This is a genomic window from Providencia vermicola, assembly GCF_010748935.1.
Classification (GTDB): Bacteria; Pseudomonadota; Gammaproteobacteria; order Enterobacterales; family Enterobacteriaceae; genus Providencia; species Providencia zhejiangensis.
Genome location: NZ_CP048796.1, coordinates 3109689 through 3132538, shown reverse-complemented (window position 1 = coordinate 3132538; position 22850 = coordinate 3109689). Strand labels below are relative to the sequence as shown.

The following is a 22850-nucleotide window of genomic DNA, read 5'->3' as shown; positions in this document are numbered from 1 at the left end:
GACTGACTGACATAAATAGCCGTAATGTCAGTCAGTGCCTTCATTTCATCGTTGCTAACGTTATTTGGTCTAGGTTTTTTCTTTAACTCATTGGCAAGCACTTATTTCACAAAATCGTCGAGTAGGTATAATACAGCCACAGATTTTAATTGCAGGTGCTTAAATCACTTGCAGATGAAGGAGACCTTTTATGGTGGCTGTAGCCCCTGTAATCACCGTTGATGGACCAAGCGGAGCTGGTAAAGGTACATTATGCCAAGCGCTGGCAAATCAGTTTGGATGGCAACTCTTAGATTCTGGCGCTATTTATCGCGTTCTCGCATTAGCAGCACTGCATCATCATGTTGATATTCAGTCAGAAGATGCGTTAGTGCCTTTAGCGGCAAATCTCGATGTACGCTTTGTACCTGAAGAAGACCAGTTAAAAGTGATTTTAGAAGGCGAAGATGTTTCAAATCAAATTCGTACTGAAGATGTCGGTAAGACAGCATCACAAATAGCGGCTTTCCCCCGCGTAAGGGAAGCTTTGCTGCGCCGTCAGCGCGCTTTTAGGGCTATGCCTGGGCTGATTGCGGATGGCCGTGATATGGGAACCGTTGTTTTTCCTGATGCGCCAGTCAAAATTTTCCTGGATGCCTCTGCCGAAGAGCGAGCTCATCGACGTATGAAGCAGTTGCAGGAAAAAGGGTTTGATGTTAACTTTGAACGACTTTTGACCGAAATACAAGAACGTGATTATCGGGATCGTAACCGTAAAGTTGCGCCTTTAGTCGCCGCGAAGGATGCTTTAATACTGGATTCCACAAGTATGTCTATTGGGGAAGTCATTGAAAAAGCACAGGCCTATGCGAAAAAAATTCTACAATTATCTTAATAATTGGCTGTATTTTAGCTTATAATGTAGATAGTATACGCACTTAATACTATGTTGATTTTTAGTTCAACATGGTAGCAACCTTATGACATGGAAAGTTGTGGGGTATGTGAAACAACCCCATTTGGCCGGAAGCTGAATGGACGTTAATTAAAAACCCTTGAAGATCATTAATATGACAGAATCTTTTGCTCAACTCTTTGAAGAATCCCTGCAGAATATTGAAACCCGTCCTGGTTCTATCGTCCGTGGTACAGTTGTTGCCATCGATAAAGACGTTGTTCTAGTTGACGCAGGTCTGAAATCTGAATCTGCTATCCCAGTAGAACAATTCAAAAATGCTCAGGGTGAGCTAGAAATCCAAGTTGGCGACGAAATCGACGTAGCTCTGGATGCAGTTGAAGATGGTTTCGGTGAAACTATCCTTTCTCGTGAGAAAGCTAAACGTCATGAAGCATGGCTGATGCTGGAAAAAGCTTACGAAGAAGCTGAAACTGTAACAGGTGTTATCAACGGTAAAGTTAAAGGTGGTTTCACTGTTGAACTGAACGGCATCCGTGCGTTCTTACCTGGTTCACTGGTAGACGTTCGCCCAGTTCGTGACACTACGCACTTGGAAGGCAAAGAGCTAGAGTTCAAAGTTATTAAGCTGGATCAGAAACGCAACAACGTTGTTGTTTCTCGCCGTGCTGTAATTGAATCTGAAAGCAGCGCAGAACGTGATCAACTGCTCGAAAATCTGCAAGAAGGCATGGAAGTTAAAGGTATCGTTAAGAACCTTACTGACTACGGTGCATTCGTTGACCTCGGCGGTGTTGATGGCCTGCTGCACATCACTGATATGGCTTGGAAACGTGTTAAACACCCAAGCGAAATCGTCAATGTTGGTGATGAAATCACAGTTAAAGTTCTGAAATTCGACCGTGAGCGCACTCGTGTTTCTCTGGGTCTGAAACAACTGGGCGAAGATCCTTGGGTCGCAATCGCTAAACGTTACCCAGAAGGTACTAAACTGACTGGTCGCGTTACTAACCTGACTGACTATGGTTGCTTCGTAGAAATCGAAGAAGGCGTTGAAGGTCTGGTTCACGTTTCAGAAATGGATTGGACTAACAAAAACATCCACCCATCTAAAGTTGTGAATGTTGGTGATGTTGTTGAAGTTATGGTTCTGGATATCGATGAAGAACGTCGTCGTATCTCCCTGGGCCTGAAACAATGCAAATCTAACCCATGGCAGCAATTTGCAGAAACTCACAACAAAGGCGACCGCGTTGAAGGTAAAATCAAGTCAATCACTGACTTTGGTATCTTCATCGGACTGGAAGGCGGTATCGATGGCCTGGTTCACCTGTCTGACATCTCCTGGAACGTTGCAGGCGAAGAAGCAGTTCGTGAATACAAAAAAGGTGACGAAATCGCAGCTGTTGTTCTGCAAGTCGATGCAGAGCGTGAGCGTATTTCTCTAGGTGTTAAGCAGTTAGCTGAAGATCCATTCAACAACTACTTAGCAGCAACTAAGAAAGGCGCAATCGTAACTGGTAAAGTTATCGCAGTTGATGCTAAAGGTGCAACTGTTGAGCTGACTCTGGGCGTTGAAGGTTACCTACGTGCTTCTGAAGCTTCACGTGACCGTGTTGAAGATGCAACACAGATTCTGAAAGTAGGTGATGATGTTGAAGCTAAATACACGGGTGTTGACCGTAAAAACCGTGTAATCAACCTGTCTGTTCGTGCAAAAGACGAAGCTGATGAAAAAGACGCTATCGCTACTGTGAACAAGCAAGAAGATACTAGCTTTGGTAACAACGCAATGGCTGAAGCTTTCAAAGCAGCTAAAGGCGAATAATTAAGGTGGGGGCACGAAAGTTGCCCCTTCGTAACGGTAGTTTAGGGAGGTACTATGACCAAGTCTGAGTTAATCGAAAGACTGGCTAGCCAGCAATCTCATTTGTCAGCAAAAACGGTCGAGGAAGCTGTTAAAGAAATTCTCGAGCATATGGCAGATACCCTGGCTGGTGGTGAACGTATAGAAGTCCGCGGATTCGGCAGTTTTTCTCTTCACTACCGTGCTCCGCGTGTTGGGCGTAACCCAAAAACTGGAGACAAAGTGGAGTTGGAAGGTAAATACGTTCCTCACTTTAAACCCGGTAAGGAATTACGTGACCGTGTAAATATTTATGGTCAGTAATTGACTATAAATCTTAATTATTAGTTCAAAACGGCGTTTACATTATGTAGCGCCGTTTTTTATTATTTAACTAACTAACTAACTAACTAACTAACTAACTAACTAACTAACTAACTAACTAACTAAACAAATAAATGGTAAGTAGAGGGGTTTGCATCTTAAATAAGAAAATTATTCGCAATTTGCGAAGGCGCACTTAAAAAAGATCACATTTTTCTGATTTGCATTCATAACTGGGAAGCTGCTCGTATCATTGATTATGATACGTTTATTAATATTATTGGCCTAAGTATGCTAATTATTCACGTGGCGTACTGAGAGGCGATACTATGCTTGAAAGTTGGTTGGCGCTTTTTCGAGGGGGAAAACTTTCCTATACTTTAGCAGCAATAGCCATTTTCATAGGCGCACTACCTATTTTATTTATTCATGATATTCCCCAAATAAATTATTTATTAATAATTTTATTGCTTTTCTTCGCTTTTATTAAAGCCCAACGCAATTTAAAGTTTTTTATTTTAATCATCATCTCTTTTATATGGGCATGTTGGCATGCAAATGAGGTTATCGAAAAAATAAATCTCTTATCTCAACGGTATCAACCTTTAGATATTACGATTATCAGTTCTCCTTTATTCAATCAAGAGAAAGGGAAAATCAAGGTCAGAATAGATAAAATAGAGGGGAAATTTGTTTTTCCTCCACTTTATGCGGTATGGCAAGCGAAAGGTAAAACGAATAATAAACTTTGTGAAGGGCAGTCTTGGCGGATTCATGCGCGTTTAAACCCATTACATGCCTCTTTGAATGAAGGAGGATTCGACCAACAACGTTATCGCTTATCTCAACGTATTATAGGGAAATTAAAAAGCTCACAATCTACAGTGATTAATTCCCAGTGCTCACCTAGACATAATATCATCGAGTCGTACAAGAAGAATATATCCATATTAGAAAATGCAGGTATCACTTATGCATTAATGTTTGGAGAACGCGGGTTATTAACAACAAAATTATCCATGCTGTTGCAAAATACGGGTGTGAGTCATCTGATTGCGATATCTGGTTTACATATTGGTTTATCTTATCTTTTAGGCTATTGGATTGCGCGGCTTTTACTTTACCGACTTCCCCGTTACTTCATTAATCCTAACATACCGATTGTCATCGGTTTTATTTTTGCTGGGCTTTATGGATGGATTTCAGGCTTCGCGATTCCTGCGGTAAGAGCTCTAATTGCATTAGGGTTATGGATATATATTACACAGCAAAATAGCCGTTATTTCTCATGGCAATGGGCAATATGGAGTATCGGGCTAATTATTGCGGCGGACCCTTTAGCAATATTGTCTGATAGTTTTTGGCTGTCCAGTTTTGCGGTGTTAGCCATTTTATATTGGTTCCAATTATTCCCTTTGGCGTCATATTCTCATTACCCTAAAATAATGCGATGGATTATTCCCTTTATTCATCTACAAGTCGGGTTATTAATCTTATTAGCGCCAATACAAATCATGCTATTTCAAGGTTTTAACTTAATGAATTTTTGGGCTAATTTATGGTTAGTGCCAATTGTGTCATGGTTAGTTGTTCCTTTCATTTTGTTATCATTTCTATTGTTGCCGTTTCCAGTACCTGATATCCATCAGTTTATTTTACAGCTTATCGATAGGATCATATCGCTAGGCATAAAGCCATTAAAGGGGTTAAGTCATTTTTGGTTTGAGCTACCATCAATATCAGTATGGCTCTTTTTATTTTGTTGGCTAATCGGCGGATTTATCACATTTGGTTGGTATAAATCTTATATTGGATTATTAGGTTGTATTATTGCGATATGTATAGGGACAGAGAACAACGCTGATAAAGAGGAGCCACAATGGAGCTTAACTACCCTTGATATAGGCCATGGGCTTGCTGTCATTATACAACAAAATGGGGTGGCGTATCTCTATGATACAGGAAACCGTTGGGCTGATGGAAATAATGCACAACGGCAGATAATCCCTTACCTCAAACGCAAAAAAATTATTCCTATGGGGATTATTTTGAGTCATAACCATCTCGATCATACTGGTGGTGTTAATTTCCTAACTAGGCAATACCCTTGGTTAAATATACGCAGCAGTTTTGGCGGTAAAAAGCACCTTCCTTGTTATAAAGGGCAGCGCTGGCAATGGGGCAAGCTGAATTTTGAAGTACTGTGGCCGGAACAGTTATCTAAAAAGTCACACAATAATGATTCTTGTGTCATTATGTTGAGTGATGGAAAGCATAAAATTTTACTGACAGGTGATATAGAAAATCAGGGAGAAAAAGCGATCACCGCACTTTATAAGCATCAATTAGATTCAGATATTCTGTTTGCACCACACCATGGTAGTAATACTTCATCAACCTCATTATTCATTAGAACCGTTTCACCAAAGGTGGTATTAGTCTCTTCTGCAAGATACAGCCCTTGGAAAATACCATCGCATAAAGTGTATTTACGGTACAAACACAGTAATATTAAATGGATTAACACGGCGGAATCTGGACAGATAACCGTTTGGTTTAAAAAAGAAAAATTACAAATAGCTCGGTATAGACAGGAAATACATCCACGCTGGTATCATCTCTGGTTTGGTGATCTGACATTTCCCGAGTAGAATAGTGCGCTTACATTAAGTTTGGTAATAATAATATGATTGATAAAGACCTTTCGACACGACAAACGTTTCGCCGGTTATGGCCTACTATTTCGCCGTTTAAAGCGGGTTTGGTTGTTGCAGCTATTGCCTTGATCATCAACGCAGCAGGGGATGCGTTTATGATTTCTTTATTAAAACCTTTACTCGATGAAGGGTTTGATAAAGCAGATAATGACGTTTTAAAATGGCTCCCTATTGCGGTGTTAGGTCTAATTGTTATCCGCGGATTGTCCAGTTTTGTTTCGACCTATTGTGTTTCTTGGGTTTCTGGGCAAGTCGTCATGAGTATGCGTCGTAGGTTATTCCGCCATATGATGGGGATGCCAGTCAGCTTTTTTGATCAGCAATCAACTGGCACGCTACTGTCCCGTATTACCTATGACTCTGAACAGGTTGCAGCATCATCTTCCGGTGCATTAATCACCATTATTCGCGAAAGCGCATACATCATCGGTTTATTTGCGATGATGTTCTATTATAGCTGGCAACTGTCCCTCATTCTGATTGTTATCGCACCTATTGTCTCGATTACGATCCGTATCGTTTCAAAGCGGTTTCGTAAGATCAGCAAAAATATGCAAACAGGCATGGGGCATGTGACGGCCAGTGCTGAACAAATGCTAAAAGGGCATAAAGAAGTTTTAATTTTTGGTGGACAGAAAGTTGAAACTGAGCGCTTTAATAAAGTCAGTAATAATATGCGTAGCCAGTCGATGAAAATGGTTACCGCATCGGCGATTTCAGATCCTATCATCCAGTTAATTGCCTCTTTTGCACTGGCATTTGTTTTATATGCAGCAAGCTTCCCTGAGATTCGTGAGCAATTAACGTCGGGAACTATTGCGGTTGTCTTTTCATCAATGTTTGCATTAATGCGCCCTTTGAAATCGTTAACTAATGTTAACTCTCAATTTCAACGTGGTATGGCTGCATGCCAAACGCTGTTTGCGATTTTAGACAGTGAACAAGAAAAAGATGAAGGAACTAAAGTACTCTCGAATGTGAAGGGGGATATTGAGTTTAAAAATGTGACCTTTACCTATGCGACGAAAGAGCATCCAGCATTAGAGGATATTTCTTTCACTTTACCCGCAGGTAAATCTGTTGCTTTAGTCGGGCGTTCAGGTTCTGGTAAATCTACCATCGCCAATTTGATTACGCGTTTTTATGATATTGATAAAGGCAGTATTTATATTGATGGCCACGATATCAAAGAATACACGCTGGAGTCACTTCGTAGCCAAGTTGCTTTAGTATCGCAACACGTTTATTTATTCAATGACACTATTGCGAACAACATCGCTTATGCTACCGATGGGCGTTTTAGCCGCGAACAAATTGAAAAAGCAGCAGAGATGGCTTATGCGATGGACTTTATCTCAAAACTTGATAAGGGATTAGATACGGTTATTGGCGAAAATGGGGTGATGTTATCTGGAGGGCAGCGCCAACGTATCGCGATTGCGAGAGCATTACTGCGCGATGCACCGATCCTGATCTTGGATGAAGCAACATCAGCGCTTGATACGGAATCTGAAAGAGCGATTCAAGCCGCGTTAGATGAATTGCAAAAAAATAGAACATCTTTAGTGATTGCTCACCGCTTATCGACGATTGAGAACGCGGATGAAATTGTCGTTGTCCAAGATGGTCGTATTATTGAACGTGGTAACCATAAAGAATTATTGGCTAAAAATGGTGCCTATGCTCAATTACATAAGATACAGTTTAGCCAATGATAGAACGAATCTGGGCGGGCCAATCATGGCTTTATATCTTACTCCTTCCGCTATCACTACTATATGGTGTGATCGCGTTAGTTAGACGTATGGCTTATAAAGTTGGCCTATTGCCTTCTTGGAAGGCACCCGTCCCAGTGATTGTTGTAGGTAATTTAACGGCAGGGGGAAATGGTAAAACGCCTGTCGTTATTTGGTTAGTTGAATCACTAACCCAAAAAGGTTATCGCGTTGGTGTTGTTTCTCGTGGCTATGGTGGGAAAGCTCAACACTATCCGTTAGTCGTTTCATCCACCACTACCACCTCAGAGGCCGGTGATGAACCAATTTTAATTCATTATCGCACTCAAGTCCCCGTAGCTGTGGCTCCCAAGCGTAGTGATGCAGTGAAAGCATTACTCGAAGCTTATTCATTAGATGTGATCGTGACTGATGACGGTTTACAGCATTATGCCCTTGCTAGAGACTATGAAATTGTTGTGATTGATGGTCAGCGTCGTTTTGGAAATGGCTGGTGGCTACCCGCAGGGCCAATGCGTGAACGAGCAGGGCGTTTGAACTCCGTTAACGCGGTGATTGTCAATGGTGGGCAACCAAAAACTAATGAAATAACCATGGCATTAGAAGGTGATGCAGCAGTTAATTTACTCAGTGGTGAAAAATGTGCCGTTAGCGATCTTAAGCAAGTGATTGCTATGGCTGGTATTGGCCATCCCCCTCGTTTTTTTGATTCTCTTGAAAAAAAGGGCATACAGGTTATTCAATCTTACGCTTTTGCAGATCATCATCCTTATCAAAAACAGCAACTGTCAGCGCTAACACCAAATGATGAGCCATTATTAATGACAGAAAAAGATGCGGTTAAATGCCAGTCTTTCGCTCAAGCTAATTGGTGGTATCTACCTGTTGATGCATCTTTTGATGCTCAAGGTGAGATAAAAATACTCAATGAAATAAAAAATACGATAGAGCGCCATAAAAAAACTTGTCTATAACCATTTACTGTGATAATAATATCTACAACGTGATATAGATCTCCTTATTGTATGTATAAATGTAATACATTGATAAATAGAGACTATGTTTAATTGACTCACGACCTGTTTATTTAGTTAGTCTTTATATCCTCGCAATTTCCACGTTTACTCATCAGTTTTGTCATCTTAATGTCAAAGAGTGCTGTTAAGTTACAGTGGATTATTGGTACGTGGAAGGTCGTTAATTGTATGTGTTATTTGATAAAGCACATCTAATGGTAATAGTTTACTTGCTCTTAAAGCGTTTTAATAAATCGGCAATTTATCATGGGGTATAACGTGTAAAGAGTAATAGTAAAACAATAAATAGAATTATTGTTCTAAGAACAAAAGGAGTTTTAATATGAATTTTCAATTACATATGGGCCGAGTGAAATGGTTTGATGCAAATAAAGGTTATGGATTTATTTCACCAATGAATGGCGGTGACGATATCTTTGTTACACGTAAATCAATTGCAAATAAAAAAATCAAATCATTATCTGAAGGTCAAAACGTCGAGTTTTCTGTTACTCGCAATTCTGATGGCATAACGGCTGCTGATGTCATCGCTTATTAATTAAATAATTAACAGAGCTATTATCTCCTGCACCTATCCTCTCAATCGCTCGCAGGAGAGTCTATTCAAAAAGATTAAAGTTAACGGTGATATCTGCTTGTGCTATCCTGATGGGAAGTGAGTTAAATCCATTTGGGAGAAAACATGGATCACCGTTTACTTGAAATCATTGCTTGTCCTGTTTGTCATGGCAAATTAAGCTATCACAAAGAAAACCTTGAACTTATTTGCAAATTCGATCACCTCGCATATCCTATTCGTGATGGTATTCCTGTCCTGTTAGAAACGGAAGCACGCCAAGTTGCACTGGATGAAGGACAGTAATCATTATGTTTACCGTCATTATTCCTGCTCGTTATGCTTCGACTCGTTTACCGGGTAAACCACTGGCTGATATTCATGGCAAGCCGATGGTGGTAAGAGTCATGGAACAAGCGATTAAATCAGGTGCATCACGTGTTGTTGTCGCAACAGATCATCCTGATGTTGCGCATGCGGTTATTCAAGCAGGCGGTGAAGCCTGCATGACTGACCCGAATCATCAATCAGGTACAGAACGATTAGCTGAAGTGATTGACACCTACGGGTTTTCTGATGACGAGATTATCGTGAATGTACAGGGGGATGAGCCTTTGATCCCACCTGAAATTATCAGTCAAGTCGCTAGAAATCTTCACGGTAGTCAGGCACAAATGGGAACATTGGCTGTTCCTATTCATGATGTCCAAGAAGCTTTTAACCCAAACGCGGTGAAGGTGGTAACGGATCATGAAGGTTATGCGCTTTATTTTTCTCGAGCGACCATTCCATGGGAGAGAGATAGATTTGCGATTAATCAAGACACGATTGGTGATCACTTCTTACGTCATATTGGGATCTATGCTTACCGAGCGGGTTTTATCCGTCGCTATATTAAATGGGAAACAAGCCCATTAGAAAAAATCGAAATGCTAGAACAGTTAAGAGTGCTGTGGTATGGAGAGAAAATTCATGTCGCGGTGGCCGAAAAAGCACCGGGGGCGGGCGTGGATACACCCGAAGACCTTGAAGTCGTGAGAAAGCAATTCAAATAATCCGCCCATAGCTTATTGTGAAATAAGGTGTGTACTCATCGTTGAGTCACACCTTTTTTGTTAGCTTTAATTTATTCAGCCTCTACGGTATCAGGGGTGAGTAAAGGCGTTTCAAGGGGCTGAGTATTATCGGGTTTTAAATAAAACCAGATAGAGCCGATTAATTCATACCAAGCCCGTTCGCTATGACTAAAATAATAGGCTGAAGGGATATATTTTTCCCAAGGATTCAACGCACTTTTGATGGCGAGCTGATTTGCGGGGGCGGCAATTGGCTGCATACCTCGGGCAGTAAACATGGACATGGCTCTTGGCAAATGATTGGCGGATGTCACTAATAAAAATGGCTCTTTACCGGTAATTTTTTCGACTTCAAATGCTTCTTCTTGAGTGTCTTTAGGTTCGGTCAATGCAATGGTATCTTCTGCGGGTACACCTAGCGATTGGGCGACCATTGCAGCCACTTCCGCGCTACTTATCGAGCTACTTGCTTTCCCCCCCGTAAATATCAATTTGCTTCCAGGGTGTTTTAGGTATAAACGAATGCCCTCGGTAACGCGTGGCAGACTGTTATTTAATAAATTAGAGCTTGGACTCCAATCGGGGTTGTAGGTAAAGCCCCCACCGAGTACGACAATATAGTGAATATTGTCTGGTGGATTATTCGTAATTAACTCATACCGTTTATCAAAGCCCTCTTCGACAGGAGACAGTAAGTTGTCAGCAATGGGCTGTAAGCCTAATAAGGTAATCAATATTAAGCTTATAGAAACACAGGTTTTGCCGCTTTTTTGCCAACGAGTGAACCATAATAATAGGATGCCAATGAATCCGAGAATCAGCAGCAGAGGCAATGGCATAAGCAATGCCCCAAGGTATTTTTTTAAAAGAAATAGCATAAGTGAACCTATTTTTTGGAATTTATCGTCAATTCGTTGTTCCGATTGCTGAATTCAGAACAGCACTATGCCAAAATAAGGCTATTATCTGTTATACTCGCAGGACTTCAAGTTGCAGCGTTGTTGACTATGTTTATACGTATGAGTCATAGAGTTATCGAAACTCTCAGCGACTAATGTCCTGGTCGCCAACTGCACTTCGAATTAGTTAGAGTATGTCATTTAGGCGTCAGCCACCTTGCATACTTTGCATGATGTTCGAGCCTATTTTAGCTGAGCGTGTTTTGGATCATATTCTGGATTTGATCTTATTTCATCATTTACAAGATGAGAACAGGCTGATTTTGGCGTTTATTAGGCGATTGGCGTTAGGTTAACGGACATAAATTGCCCATTTTTAGGACCACCGGATAATACATGGTAGACCGCAACTTTGATGATATTGCTGATAAATTTGCAAAAAATATCTATGGCACAACAAAAGGTAAAATACGTGAAGCGGTTGTTTGGCAAGATTTAACACAACTGATTAACTCTCAGTTTGATGGACAAACATTGCGTATATTGGATGCAGGTGGTGGAGAAGGGCATTTTTCACGCAAACTTGCAGCAATGGGACATCAAGTCATACTTTGCGATTTATCTGAAGAAATGTTAGAGCGTGCCAGCGAACTTGCTCAACAACAAGGGATTAGCGAGAATATGCGCTTTATCCATTGTGCAGTACAGGATATTGATCAACATATTGAAGAACCCGTAGATTTAGTGTTATTTCATGCTGTACTTGAGTGGATTAGTGATCAGAAATATGCAATTGAACAGTTGGTCGATATAATTAGGCCAGAAGGCGTCTTTTCTGTGATGTTCTATAATGCTAATGGTTTAGTCATGCGAAATGCAATTTTAGGCAACTTTCATCTTGCTACACCGCATATTCAGCGTCGACGTAAACGTTCATTATCGCCACAAAATCCATTATTACCCCAACAGGTCGATGAGTGGCTGTCGGATTGTAAAATGGATATTATTGGCAAAAGCGGTGTCAGAGTATTTCATGATTACCTACAAAGCAGGCAATTACAGCAACAAGATTTCCCTGCACTGTTGGCTTTAGAGCAGCAATATTGTCGTCAGGAGCCCTATATCAGTATGGGACGTTATATTCATGTCATGGCACGAAAACCAATAATAAAGGACGATTTATGAGTGATTTTTCCCAGACCGTCCCTGAACTCGTGTCCTGGGCACGAAAAAATGATTTTTCAATTTCACTGCCAGCAGAGCGTTTGGCTTTTTTGTTGGCAGTCGCAGTATTAAACAGCGAACGTGTTAACGGTGAAATGAGTGAAGGGGAATTGATCGACGCATTTCGTGAGGTGTGTAAAGGGTTTGAGCAAACCACGGAATCGTTATCTGTCAGAGCGAATAATGCCATCAACGATATGGTTCGCCAGAAAATATTTAACCGTTTCACAAGTGATATTGCGGAAGGCAACGCAATATACCGTTTAACATCGCTTGGTATCGGTATTAGTGACTATTATATTCGTCAACGTGAATTTTCCACTTTAAGGCTGTCTATGCAGCTATCCATTGTAGCGGGAGAGCTACAAAGAGCCGCAGAGGCGGCCGAGGAAGGTGGTGATGAATTCTATTGGCATCGTTTTGTCTTTGCGCCATTAAAATATTCAGTTGCTGAAATATTCGATAGTATTGATTTATCTCAGCGCGTTATGGATGAGCAGCAAAACAGCGTCAAAGAAGATATTGCGGCACTGTTAAACCAAGACTGGCAAGCCGCTATTGCTAACTGTGAACAATTATTATCAGAAACGTCAGGCACATTGCGCGAGCTTCAAGATACACTAGAGGCCGCAGGCGATAAGTTACAAGCGAATTTATTACGCATTCAAGAAGCGAATATGAATGCGCCTGTCTTTTCCGATATGGTTGATCGGTTAGTTTATGATCTGCAAAATAAATTAGACCGTATCGTCAGCTGGGGACAGCAGTCTATCGACCTTTGGATAGGCTATGACCGCCATGTTCATAAATTTATCCGTACGGCAATTGATATGGATAAAAACCGTATTTTCTCCCAACGTTTACGTCAGTCGGTTCAACAATACTTAGATAGTCCATGGGCATTGACTTATGCCAACGCTGATCGCTTATTTGACATGCGTGATGAAGAGCTGGCATTAAATGACGAAGAAGTCATGGGAGAGCTGCCTCCAGAGCTTGAATTTGAAGAATTCAGTGAAGTGAATGATCGACTTGCAGAATTGATGGAAACTGAGTTGGCATTCTATAAACGAGAACAACAGCCACTGGATGTTGCTCGGGTAGTACAAGCGTACTTAAAGCAGTATCCTCAGAAACGTCATTTTGACGTTGCACGAATTATTATTGATCAGGCTGTAAAATTAGGTATTGCAGAAGCTGATTTGGCGGGGCTTCCGTCAGAGTGGCAGGCAATTAATGATCACGGAGCCAAGGTGCAGGCACATGTCATCGACAAATATTGAACAATTTATGCCAATTAAAATGGCACAAGCATTGGCTAATCCCATTTTTCCAGAGCTAGATAGCCAGTTGCGTTCAGGACGTCATATTAGTATTGATGATCTTGATAACCATGCCTTTTTGATGGATTTTCAAGAAGCACTGGAACAATTTTATGCACGCTATAATGTAGAATTGATTCGAGCTCCAGAAGGCTTTTTTTATTTACGTCCTCGCTCAACGACCTTGATTCCTCGCTCAGTGCTATCTGAACTGGACATGATGGTAGGTAAAATTCTTTGTTACCTCTACTTGAGTCCAGAACGATTAACTAACCAAGGTATTTTTACGGCGCAAGAGCTGTTTGAAGAACTATTGTCTTTAGCGGACGAGAGTAAGTTGCTGAAGTTTGTTAACCAACGCTCAACAGGTTCGGACTTAGATAAACAAAAACTGCAAGAAAAGTTGAGAACATCTCTGAACCGTTTACGCCGCCTAGGTATGGTGCATTTTATTCAAAATGACGCGAATAAATTTATTATTTCTGAATCAGTCTTCCGTTTTGGTGCCGATGTTCGTAGTGGTGACAACGTACAAGAAGCACAATTACGCATGATCCGTGATGGTGAGGCGATTTCCCTTGAAGGTGGATTATCCTTACAAGATAGTGAAGATGACGAGAGTGATGAAAATCAAGATGCGCCTGAGAGTGATGAGGATGAACAAGTATGATTGAACGTGGTAAATTTCGCTCACTGACGCTGATTAACTGGAATGGTTTTTTTGCGCGTACCTTTGACCTTGATGAGTTGGTTACCACCCTCTCAGGAGGAAATGGCGCCGGTAAATCGACGACCATGGCCGCTTTTATTACTGCTATGATCCCCGATCTCACATTACTTCACTTCCGTAATACTACCGAAGCAGGTGCAACGTCAGGTTCACGAGATAAAGGGTTACACGGTAAATTACGCCCCGGTGTTTGCTATGCCATTTTGGATGTGCTGAACTCGAAACACCAACGGGTGATGGTAGGGGTTAGGCTACAACAAGTCGCTGGGCGTGATAAAAAAGTTGATATCAAACCCTTTATGATCCAAGGGGTTCCCATCGCGACAGTACCGACGGAAATCCTAACCGAAGTACTCGATGGACGTCAGGCTAAAGTGATTGCGTTAAATGATTTAAAAGAACGCATGGAGCAGCAAGAAGGCATTCATTTTAAACAATTTAACTCAATTACGGATTATCATTCGGTTCTTTTTGAATTAGGCGTTTTGCCAAAACGTTTACGCTCAGCGAGTGATCGTAGTAAATATTATCGTCTGATCGAAGCCTCACTTTATGGCGGGATTTCCAGTGCGATTACCCGTTCGTTACGTGATTATTTATTACCTGAAAATAGTGGCGTCCGTAAGGCATTCCAAGATATGGAAGCCGCACTACGTGAAAACCGACTCACACTTGAAGCCATTCGTGTTACTCAATCCGACCGTGATCTATTTAAGCATTTAATTAGCCAAGCGACAGACTATGTGTCTGCCGATTATATGCGTCATTCCAATGAAAGGCGTATTCATCTTGATTCGGCAATGGCGGCTCGGAGTGAATTATTCGCTAGCCGTAAACAGCTGCGCCAAGAGCAAGTTCGTAGCGTAGAAATTGCGCGTGAGTTAAATGAGCAAAATAGCGCGTCTTCAGATTTAGAGGCCGATTATCAAGCGGCAAGCGATCACTTAAACCTTGTGCAAACCGCTTTACGCCAACAAGAAAAAATTGACCGCTATCAAGCCGATATCGAAGAATTGACCTATCGCTTGGAAGAACAATCAGAGGTTGTTGCTGAAGCGACTGAACAGCAGGAAGAACTTGAAGCACGTTCCGAGGCGGCGGAAATTGAAGTTGATGAATTGAAAAGCCAATTGGCCGATTACCAACAAGCATTAGATGTCCAGCAAACCCGCGCAATTCAATATCAACAGGCTTTACAGGCATTAACTCGAGCGCGTGAACTCTGCCAATTACCTGAATTATCAATAGATAATGCAGATGAATGGCTAGAAACATTTGAAGCCCGTGAACAGCAAGCGACGGAAGCATTACTGACATTAGAGCAGAAAATGAGTGTTGCCGATGCTGCGCATAGTCAGTTTGAGCAAGCGTATCAACTCGTCAGAAATATCGTTGGTGAAGTCAGCCGTAGTGATGCTTATCAACAAGCAAGGAGTCTCCTACGTGACTGGTCTTCCCAGCAACATTTGGCTGAACGTGTGCAGCCATTACGCATGCAGCTATCTGAGTTACAACAACGTTTAGATAGCCAGCAAAATGCAGAACGTCTATTAAGTGAGTTTTGTAAGCGTCATAACAAAAGCTATGAACCTGACGAATTAGATGCCTTAATGGCAGAAATTGAAGCTCAGCAAGAAGAACTCAGTATTGGCGTTAATGAAAGCGGCGAACGTCGCATGCAAATGCGTCAAGAGATTGAGCAGATCCGCCAGCGTATTCAAACATTAACGACTAAAGCACCAGCTTGGTTAATGGCTCAAGAAGCGCTGACTCAGCTGAATGAACAGTCAGGGGAATCCTTTGAGTCAAGCAGTGCTGTTACTGAATATATGCAGCAATTGCTTGAGCAAGAAAGGGAAATTACTGTTGAACGTGATGAAGTCGCCGCGCAACGGCGTGAGCTAGAAAAGCAAATAGAGCGTCTTAGCCAACCGAGTGGTGCTGAAGATAGTCGTTTACTTGCCCTTGCTGAACGTTTTGGTGGTGTTTTACTTTCAGAAATCTATGATGATATTACTATTGATGATGCCCCATACTTCTCAGCACTGTATGGCCCGGCCCGTAATGGTATCGTTGTCCAAGATCTCTCCGCAGTTCGTAGCCAATTAGAAACACTACAGGATTGCCCTGAAGACGTATATTTTATTGAGGGAGATCCATCCTCTTTTGATGATAGTGTTTTTGATGCAGAAGAATTTGAAAACGCGGTACTAGTTCGTTCGTCAGATAGACAGTGGCGTTTCTCTCGCTATCCGGAAGTGCCATTGTTTGGCCGTGCCGCACGTGAAACTCATCTTGATGCTTTAACATTAGAGCGTGATAGTTTGGCTGAGCGCTATGCAACGCTATCATTCGATGTACAAAAAATTCAACGTGCGCACCAAGCATTTAGTCGTTTTATCGGCCAACATATTTCAGTCGCCTTCGAAGCCGACCCTGAAGCTGAAATCCGTATTTTGAACCAAAAACGCACGGAACTTGAGCGTAGCTTGGCACAGTTTGAGGAGAAAACTCAGCAGCAGCGCCAACAATTTGTCCAAGGTAAAGAGTCTGTGTCAGCCTTGAACCGACTATTACCATTGGTTGGGTTATTGATGGATGAAACGCTGGCTGATCGTGTTGATGAAATTCGCGATGAGCTCTCAGAGGCTGAAGAAGCGGCGCATTTCTTGAATAAGCATGGTCAATCTTTGATAAAACTTGAGCCGATTGTGACCGTGCTACTCAGTGATCCTGAACAACATGATCAATTGCGCCAAGACTATGAAACGGCAAAACATAGCCAACAAATTGCGAAACAGCAGGCATTCGCGTTGGTCGAAGTGGTGCAGCGTCGAGCTCACTTTAGCTACAGTGATTCGACGGGGATGGTCAACGAAAATGCCGACCTCAACGATAAGCTGCGTCAACGCTTAGAACAAGCGGAAGGCGAAAGAAGTCGAGCTCGTGAATTATTACGTCAGCAACAATCTCAGTCAGCACAGTTTAATCAGGTACTCGCGTCTTTACGCAGCTCTTTTGATACTAAACAAGAGATGTTGAAAGAGTTAGAAGCCGAAATGCAGGATATTGGTGTGAAAGCGGATCCTGATGCACAAGAGCGCGCGCGTATACGCCGTGATGAGCTGCATCAATCTGTGATGGCAAATCGTACGCGTATTAACCAGTTAGAAAAACAGCTGACCTTGTGCGAAGCTGAAATGGAAAACTTACAAAAACGCATTCGTAAGTTAGAAAAAGATTATTATCTCTTACGTGAACAAGTAGTTTCAGCCAAAGCTGGCTGGTGTGCTGTCATGCGTTTAGTGAAGGATAATGGTGTCGAACGTCGCTTACATCGCCGTGAATTAGCGTATACGGATGGCGATAGTCTGCGTTCTATGTCGGATAAGGCATTAGGTGCCTTACGTCTCGCGGTCGCTGATAACGAACATCTGCGAGATGTGTTACGCCTGTCTGAAGATCCTAAACGTCCAGAACGTAAAATTCAGTTCTTTATCGCGGTCTATCAGCATCTACGTGAACGTATCCGACAAGATATCATTCGGACAGATGATCCTATTGACGCGATTGAGCAAATGGAAATTGAACTGGCGCGTTTAACTGAAGAGCTGACGGCGCGCGAGCAGAAATTGGCGATTAGCTCGAAGAGTGTGGCGAATATTATTCGTAAGACGATTCAGCGTGAGCAAAACCGTATTCGCATGTTGAACCAAGGCTTACAATCTGTTGCATTTGGTCAAGTTAAAGGGGTTAGACTGAATGTTAATATTCGCGAAAGTCACTCATTAATGCTGACAGTGTTATCAGAAGAGAGCGAATTGCATCAAGATTTATTTACTAGCCAGCGTCTCACTTTCTCGGAAGCAATGGCGAAACTGTATCAACGTTTAAATCCTCAGATCGATATGGGGCAACGCTTACCACAGACTATTGGTGAAGAACTGCTTGATTATCGTAACTATCTTGAACTTGAGGTTGAAGTCAACCGGGGTTCAGATGGATGGTTGAAAGCGGAAAGTGGGGCATTATCGACCGGTGAGGCTATCGGTACGGGGATGTCGATACTGGTGATGGTCGTTCAAAGTTGGGAAGAAGAGTCACGTCGCTTACGTGCAAAAGACATTATTCCTTGTCGTTTGTTGTTCCTCGATGAAGCGGCTCGTCTAGATGCTAAATCTATTGCGACCTTATTTGAGCTTTGTGAACGATTAGAAATGCAATTAATTATTGCTGCACCTGAAAATATCAGCCCTGAAAAAGGCACCACGTATAAATTGGTTCGTAAAGTATTTGATAACCGTGAACACGTTCATGTTGTTGGTCTTAAAGGTTTTGGCCAAGATAATTCAAATATTCAGGCTCAGTTATCGCAAAGTTAATTCACTCATTGATTAATGCGAAATGAAAAACGGTGTTATTTTTAACACCGTTTTTTTTAATAAGCTAAAGCTAAATTTACTGTATTTCGGCCGCATCTTCTAAAACAGAAAATATTAATGAGATTTGTGTCTCATTTTCATGAAGAGAAAGACATTATTATCTGAATTCTTGTGATGCATCCCAATAAATTAGATTTGATATCGTTATGGTTTGCTTTCATGATGCCTGCATAGTCAATAAATGAATAAGGATTAAACATGAAAAAAACGACATTAACCTTAAGCGCCGTTGCTTTGGTACTCAGTTTGACGGCAACATCACAGGCTAAGGTATTAATGCCTGAAGTCGTCAGTTCAGGGGTGACGGTGGCTGAACTTGCTGAACAGAAACCTATACATTGGGTGTCTATTGAGCAAATTAAAAATAGCCTAGAAGGTCAAGCTCCAATGGCGGTAGGCTTTGATATTGATGATACCGTGTTATTTTCTAGTCCAGGTTTTTATCGTGGTAAGTTGGAATATTCCCCAAATGATTTTAGTTACTTAAAAAATATTGAGTTTTGGGAAAAAATGAATAATGAGTGGGATAAATTCAGTATGCCTAAAAAAGTTGGCATCGATTTAGTCCAAATGCACTTAAAACGTGGCGATACGGTTTATTTTATTACTGGCCGTACTAAAACAAAAACAGAAACCGTCACTAAATATGTTCAAGAAGGCCTAAAAATCCCAGAAGATAAAATGAATCCTGTCATTTTTGCAGGTGATGAGCCTGGTCAAAATAATAAAGTCAGTTGGATGCGTGATCACAAATTAAAAATTTATTATGGTGATGCTGATGCCGATATTGCAGCAGCACGAGAATTAAATATTCGCGGTATTCGTATCTTACGTGCAGCAAACTCCTCTTATCAGCCACTGCCAAAAGCAGGGCAGTTTGGTGAGGAAGTTGTGATTAATTCAGAGTACTAATTTGCGTTAATTGGCTTATATTAATGAAATTAAAGGCGCTTAGCGTCTTTAATTTTTTGAGTCAAAAAATGATACGGCATTCGATTGTGATAGTAAAAATGGACAGTACATTGTAACAATATCCCACGTTCAAATTTTTCTTCTTAAGTCATATTGAATATCAAATACACTGAATAAGTTTATTTTGACATTGGAGTGATTAATTAAAAGCAGTTTTTTTATCAGTCTTCTACATAAACTCAAAAGCTAAATAATTCTATTTTTCATTTGCTAAAATTATTCTGTTTTCATGCAGAGTAAGAAAAATGTTGACGCTTATTTAAAGACAAAATTAGCTAATTCCTATAACATTCTTTTCAAATTTAAATACAATAAATATTCAATATAATAAAAATGATTGTTATCCATGTCGTGACTTAAGGTGGATTTATGGCAAAGAAAAGAGTGAAAGTGCTGCAACTCTCAATAATTTGTGGGCTATTGTCGATACAGCTCCCAGTACTTTCCGCACAAGATAATGGGCAAGTGCTAGCTGAAGAAACGGCACCACAACAAGCGGTTATTGCGACACCTACCGTGGTAATGACACCGGCTGAAAGTTTAGCGCAAATTACATCCTCATTACCTGCTGATGTAAAACCCGTTTTTTCATCGCAAATTGCCAAGATCTACGCAGATCGGCAAATGAAATTGTTATGGCAAGATGAAACGGCTATTGAACAATTCCAACAACAATTAGCAGAGCTGGCTCTTTCTGGGGTGCAGCCACAATTTAGTGAATGGTTAGTCGCATTAGAAAATACACAATTAAGTGAGTTAGGCCGAGATGTGATGCTGTCTGATGCGATGTTGGGGTATTTGCAGTACCTTTCAGGGGTTTCAGCGAATGGGCAATTTTGGTTATACCAAAAGAAGCCGTATAACATTAGCGCGCCAACCGTTGAGCAAATGAAACCATGGCTAGAGTCAGTGGCTGAAAATAATTTAAGCGAATGGGTAAAGGCTCAGGCGCCACAACATGCGTTGTATCAACCTATGCGTCAAGAAATGTTGAAACAACTTAACATGAACGATGATGGACTGGAATTAGTGGAGACCAAAACACTGAAACCGGGTCAATCGAGTGATGATGTTATCACTTTGCGTGAAATCTTATACCGCCAAGGATTTATCGATGCTGCCGCTATCTCTACTGAGATAGATGCAGCAGCAAGCGAGGAAGAGAAAGCAAAAGCAACTGCCCAAGCCCGTTTATACAGTGAAGACTTGATTGAACCTGTGAAGAAGTTTCAACAAAGCTATGGGCTAGAAGCCGATGGTATGGTGGGTAAAGGAACCAAAGTTTGGCTCAATATGAAGCCTCAGCAAAAAGCAGGGCTAATGGCGCTGAATATTCAACGTTTACGTATCATTCCTGAAGATAGTGGAACAGGAATTTTAGTTAATATTCCCGCTTTCTCATTAAATTTTTATCTAAATGATGACGTTATTTTGGATTCAAAGGTGATTGTGGGGCGTCCCGACCGGAAGACGCCGATTATGAGCAGTGCATTAAATAACGTTGTTATTAATCCACCTTGGAGCGTTCCAACAAGCATGGCTCGTAAAGATATCGCACCTCGTGGTAAGCAGGATCCCAGTTATTTTAGCCGTAAGGGTTACACCGTCTATTCGGGCTGGGGGCAGGACTCATTTGAAATCGATCCGTATTCAATTAACTGGGATGAAATTACCCCAGCGAATTTTCCCTATCGGATCCGCCAAGCGCCGGGGCCAACGAACTCATTAGGCCGGTATAAATTTAATATGCCAAGTTCGGATGCGATTTATCTGCATGATACGCCGAATCACAGTTTATTTAATCGTAGCGCACGTGCTATCAGTTCCGGTTGTGTTCGAGTCAATAAAGCAAATGAGTTGGCAAGTATTTTATTAGGTGATGCAGGCTGGGAGCAAAAGCGTATAGATGGAGCCGTAAAAGCAGGCAGTACACGTTATGTTAATATTCCAGATCGTATCCCTGTTTATCTTTACTATCAAACAGCTTGGGTAGATAAAGAGCAAAAGCCACAGTATCGTGCAGATATTTATCAATATGATAACAGTATTGAAAATGTGGAAAAGCAATTGCCCGTCATTAAAAGTTTCTTACACTAAGCTTAGCGGCAGGGGGATTTTTCTTCCTGCCGTAGTACCATTGATTGTTGGTAGATAGGGGATAGTGTGTCGTTAAATTAATCTGCTAAATTTTCAGTCATTATCAGAGGATGAAAGGAGTATATTTCGCTAATTATTAGTGATACAGGTCACTATTTGGATGATGATATGTAAAATTTGCGCTTATTTACCTATTTATTTACATTAATATACATTCAAGTTAAATATCATTTGTTAGACTGATTATTAGTATAAATTTTGTTCCTAATACTAATTGTTTTGAGTTTCAGCTAGGCGGCTATGAAGTCAGTCAGAAAACATAAGTATTTATGTCAATCGGCTTGCAACAGATAGTGAATAACGCAGTGCTTTGAAACATTATCAGTATATTTAATTAATTGAAATTGAGCTACTACCTATGGATATCATTGACCAAAACCGCCGCAAATGGTTAGGTGTTGGTGCAGCTGCTTTTGGGCTGAGCTTATTACCTAACCATGTCTTTGCCGCTATGACGACGCCTAGACCAAAAATTTTGCGTTTTCAAAACCTCAATACCGGGGAATTTTTAAAAACAGAGTTTTTTGATGGACGCCATTATAATAAATCAGAACTAGCCCGATTAAATCATTTATTCCGTGATCACCGTAGCGATAAAATCAAAACGATAGACCCTAAATTATTTGATCAAATCTATATGCTGCAAGTTATGTTAGGAACTAATAAGCCTATTCAGCTGATTTCAGGTTATCGTTCACTTGAAACTAATAATGCATTGCGTCGAAGCAGTAGTGGTGTGGCGAAAAAGAGCTACCATACACGCGGGCAAGCGATGGATTTCCATATTGAAGGTATCCAACTCAGTAACATTCGTAAAGCAGCTTTAAAAATGAAGGCGGGTGGTGTTGGTTATTATCCAAGAAGTAATTTTGTTCATATAGATACGGGGCCTGCACGGACTTGGTAGGTTTGGGTTA

At 41.2% G+C, this 22850-nt stretch carries 17 protein-coding genes; 16 read left to right on the top strand and 1 reads right to left on the bottom strand.

Annotated elements, in window-relative coordinates:
* The first annotated feature begins 190 nt into the window (after positions 1 to 190).
* The 9 genes from cmk (at position 191) to kdsB (ending at position 10166) form a co-directional block, all read left to right on the top strand.
* Entirely contained in the window at positions 191 to 874 is a 684-nt protein-coding gene (gene cmk / locus G3341_RS14160; RefSeq protein ID WP_154624624.1) for a (d)CMP kinase, read from the top strand.
* 175 nt (positions 875 to 1049) lie between these two features.
* Positions 1050 to 2723 carry a 30S ribosomal protein S1 gene (gene rpsA, locus G3341_RS14155; protein ID WP_163862629.1) on the top strand — a complete coding sequence of 558 codons (1674 nt, stop codon included), beginning with the start codon at positions 1050 to 1052 and terminating at the stop codon, positions 2721 to 2723.
* A 54-nt stretch (positions 2724 to 2777) separates the two neighbouring features.
* A complete protein-coding gene (ihfB, locus tag G3341_RS14150) occupies positions 2778 to 3065 on the top strand; it encodes an integration host factor subunit beta (RefSeq protein ID WP_042846474.1) in 288 nt (95 codons plus the stop codon).
* A gap of 329 nt (positions 3066 to 3394) precedes the next feature.
* Positions 3395 to 5716, top strand: a complete 2322-nt coding sequence (locus G3341_RS14145) for a DNA internalization-related competence protein ComEC/Rec2 (protein WP_163862626.1) — start codon at positions 3395 to 3397, stop codon at positions 5714 to 5716.
* A gap of 35 nt (positions 5717 to 5751) precedes the next feature.
* Positions 5752 to 7497 carry a lipid A ABC transporter ATP-binding protein/permease MsbA gene (gene msbA / locus G3341_RS14140; RefSeq protein WP_154622449.1) on the top strand — a complete coding sequence of 582 codons (1746 nt, stop codon included), beginning with the start codon at positions 5752 to 5754 and terminating at the stop codon, positions 7495 to 7497.
* Positions 7494 to 8492 carry a tetraacyldisaccharide 4'-kinase gene (lpxK, locus tag G3341_RS14135; protein ID WP_163862624.1) on the top strand — a complete coding sequence of 333 codons (999 nt, stop codon included), beginning with the start codon at positions 7494 to 7496 and terminating at the stop codon, positions 8490 to 8492. Before msbA ends, lpxK begins: the two co-directional genes overlap by 4 nt.
* Positions 8493 to 8877: 385 nt before the next feature.
* Positions 8878 to 9093, top strand: a complete 216-nt coding sequence (locus G3341_RS14130; RefSeq protein WP_154622451.1) for a cold-shock protein — start codon at positions 8878 to 8880, stop codon at positions 9091 to 9093.
* Between the two features lie 144 nt (positions 9094 to 9237).
* Entirely contained in the window at positions 9238 to 9417 is a 180-nt protein-coding gene (locus tag G3341_RS14125; RefSeq protein ID WP_154622452.1) for a Trm112 family protein, read from the top strand.
* A gap of 5 nt (positions 9418 to 9422) precedes the next feature.
* Complete coding sequence (gene kdsB, locus G3341_RS14120; protein ID WP_154622453.1) at positions 9423 to 10166, top strand: 3-deoxy-manno-octulosonate cytidylyltransferase; 744 nt, start codon at positions 9423 to 9425, stop codon at positions 10164 to 10166.
* A 71-nt stretch (positions 10167 to 10237) separates the two neighbouring features.
* On the opposite strand, the gene elyC is transcribed toward kdsB, so the two are convergent.
* Positions 10238 to 11065: an envelope biogenesis factor ElyC gene (gene elyC / locus G3341_RS14115; protein ID WP_154622454.1), complete on the bottom strand. Its 828-nt coding sequence runs from the start codon at positions 11063 to 11065 to the stop codon at positions 10238 to 10240.
* A gap of 417 nt (positions 11066 to 11482) precedes the next feature.
* On the opposite strand from elyC, the gene cmoM reads away from it, so the two are divergent.
* From cmoM to G3341_RS14080, 7 genes are all read left to right on the top strand, one after another.
* The gene (cmoM, locus tag G3341_RS14110) at positions 11483 to 12271 is read left to right on the top strand and encodes a tRNA uridine 5-oxyacetic acid(34) methyltransferase CmoM (RefSeq protein ID WP_154622455.1); all 789 of its coding nucleotides are present in this window, start codon (positions 11483 to 11485) and stop codon (positions 12269 to 12271) included.
* Positions 12268 to 13593 carry a chromosome partition protein MukF gene (mukF, locus tag G3341_RS14105; RefSeq protein ID WP_154622456.1) on the top strand — a complete coding sequence of 442 codons (1326 nt, stop codon included), beginning with the start codon at positions 12268 to 12270 and terminating at the stop codon, positions 13591 to 13593. Before cmoM ends, mukF begins: the two co-directional genes overlap by 4 nt.
* Entirely contained in the window at positions 13574 to 14302 is a 729-nt protein-coding gene (gene mukE, locus G3341_RS14100) for a chromosome partition protein MukE (RefSeq protein ID WP_154622457.1), read from the top strand. Before mukF ends, mukE begins: the two co-directional genes overlap by 20 nt.
* Positions 14299 to 18744, top strand: coding sequence for a chromosome partition protein MukB (mukB, locus tag G3341_RS14095; RefSeq protein WP_163862621.1), 4446 nt, complete (start codon positions 14299 to 14301; stop codon positions 18742 to 18744). Before mukE ends, mukB begins: the two co-directional genes overlap by 4 nt.
* A 258-nt stretch (positions 18745 to 19002) precedes the next feature.
* Positions 19003 to 19716, top strand: coding sequence for an acid phosphatase AphA (gene aphA / locus G3341_RS14090; RefSeq protein ID WP_163862618.1), 714 nt, complete (start codon positions 19003 to 19005; stop codon positions 19714 to 19716).
* A 429-nt stretch (positions 19717 to 20145) separates the two neighbouring features.
* Positions 20146 to 21873, top strand: a complete 1728-nt coding sequence (gene ldtD, locus G3341_RS14085; protein WP_163862615.1) for a L,D-transpeptidase — start codon at positions 20146 to 20148, stop codon at positions 21871 to 21873.
* A gap of 418 nt (positions 21874 to 22291) precedes the next feature.
* On the top strand, positions 22292 to 22840 hold the full coding sequence (locus tag G3341_RS14080; protein ID WP_154623293.1) for a YcbK family protein: 549 nt from the start codon (positions 22292 to 22294) through the stop codon (positions 22838 to 22840).
* Positions 22841 to 22850 lie beyond the last annotated feature (10 nt).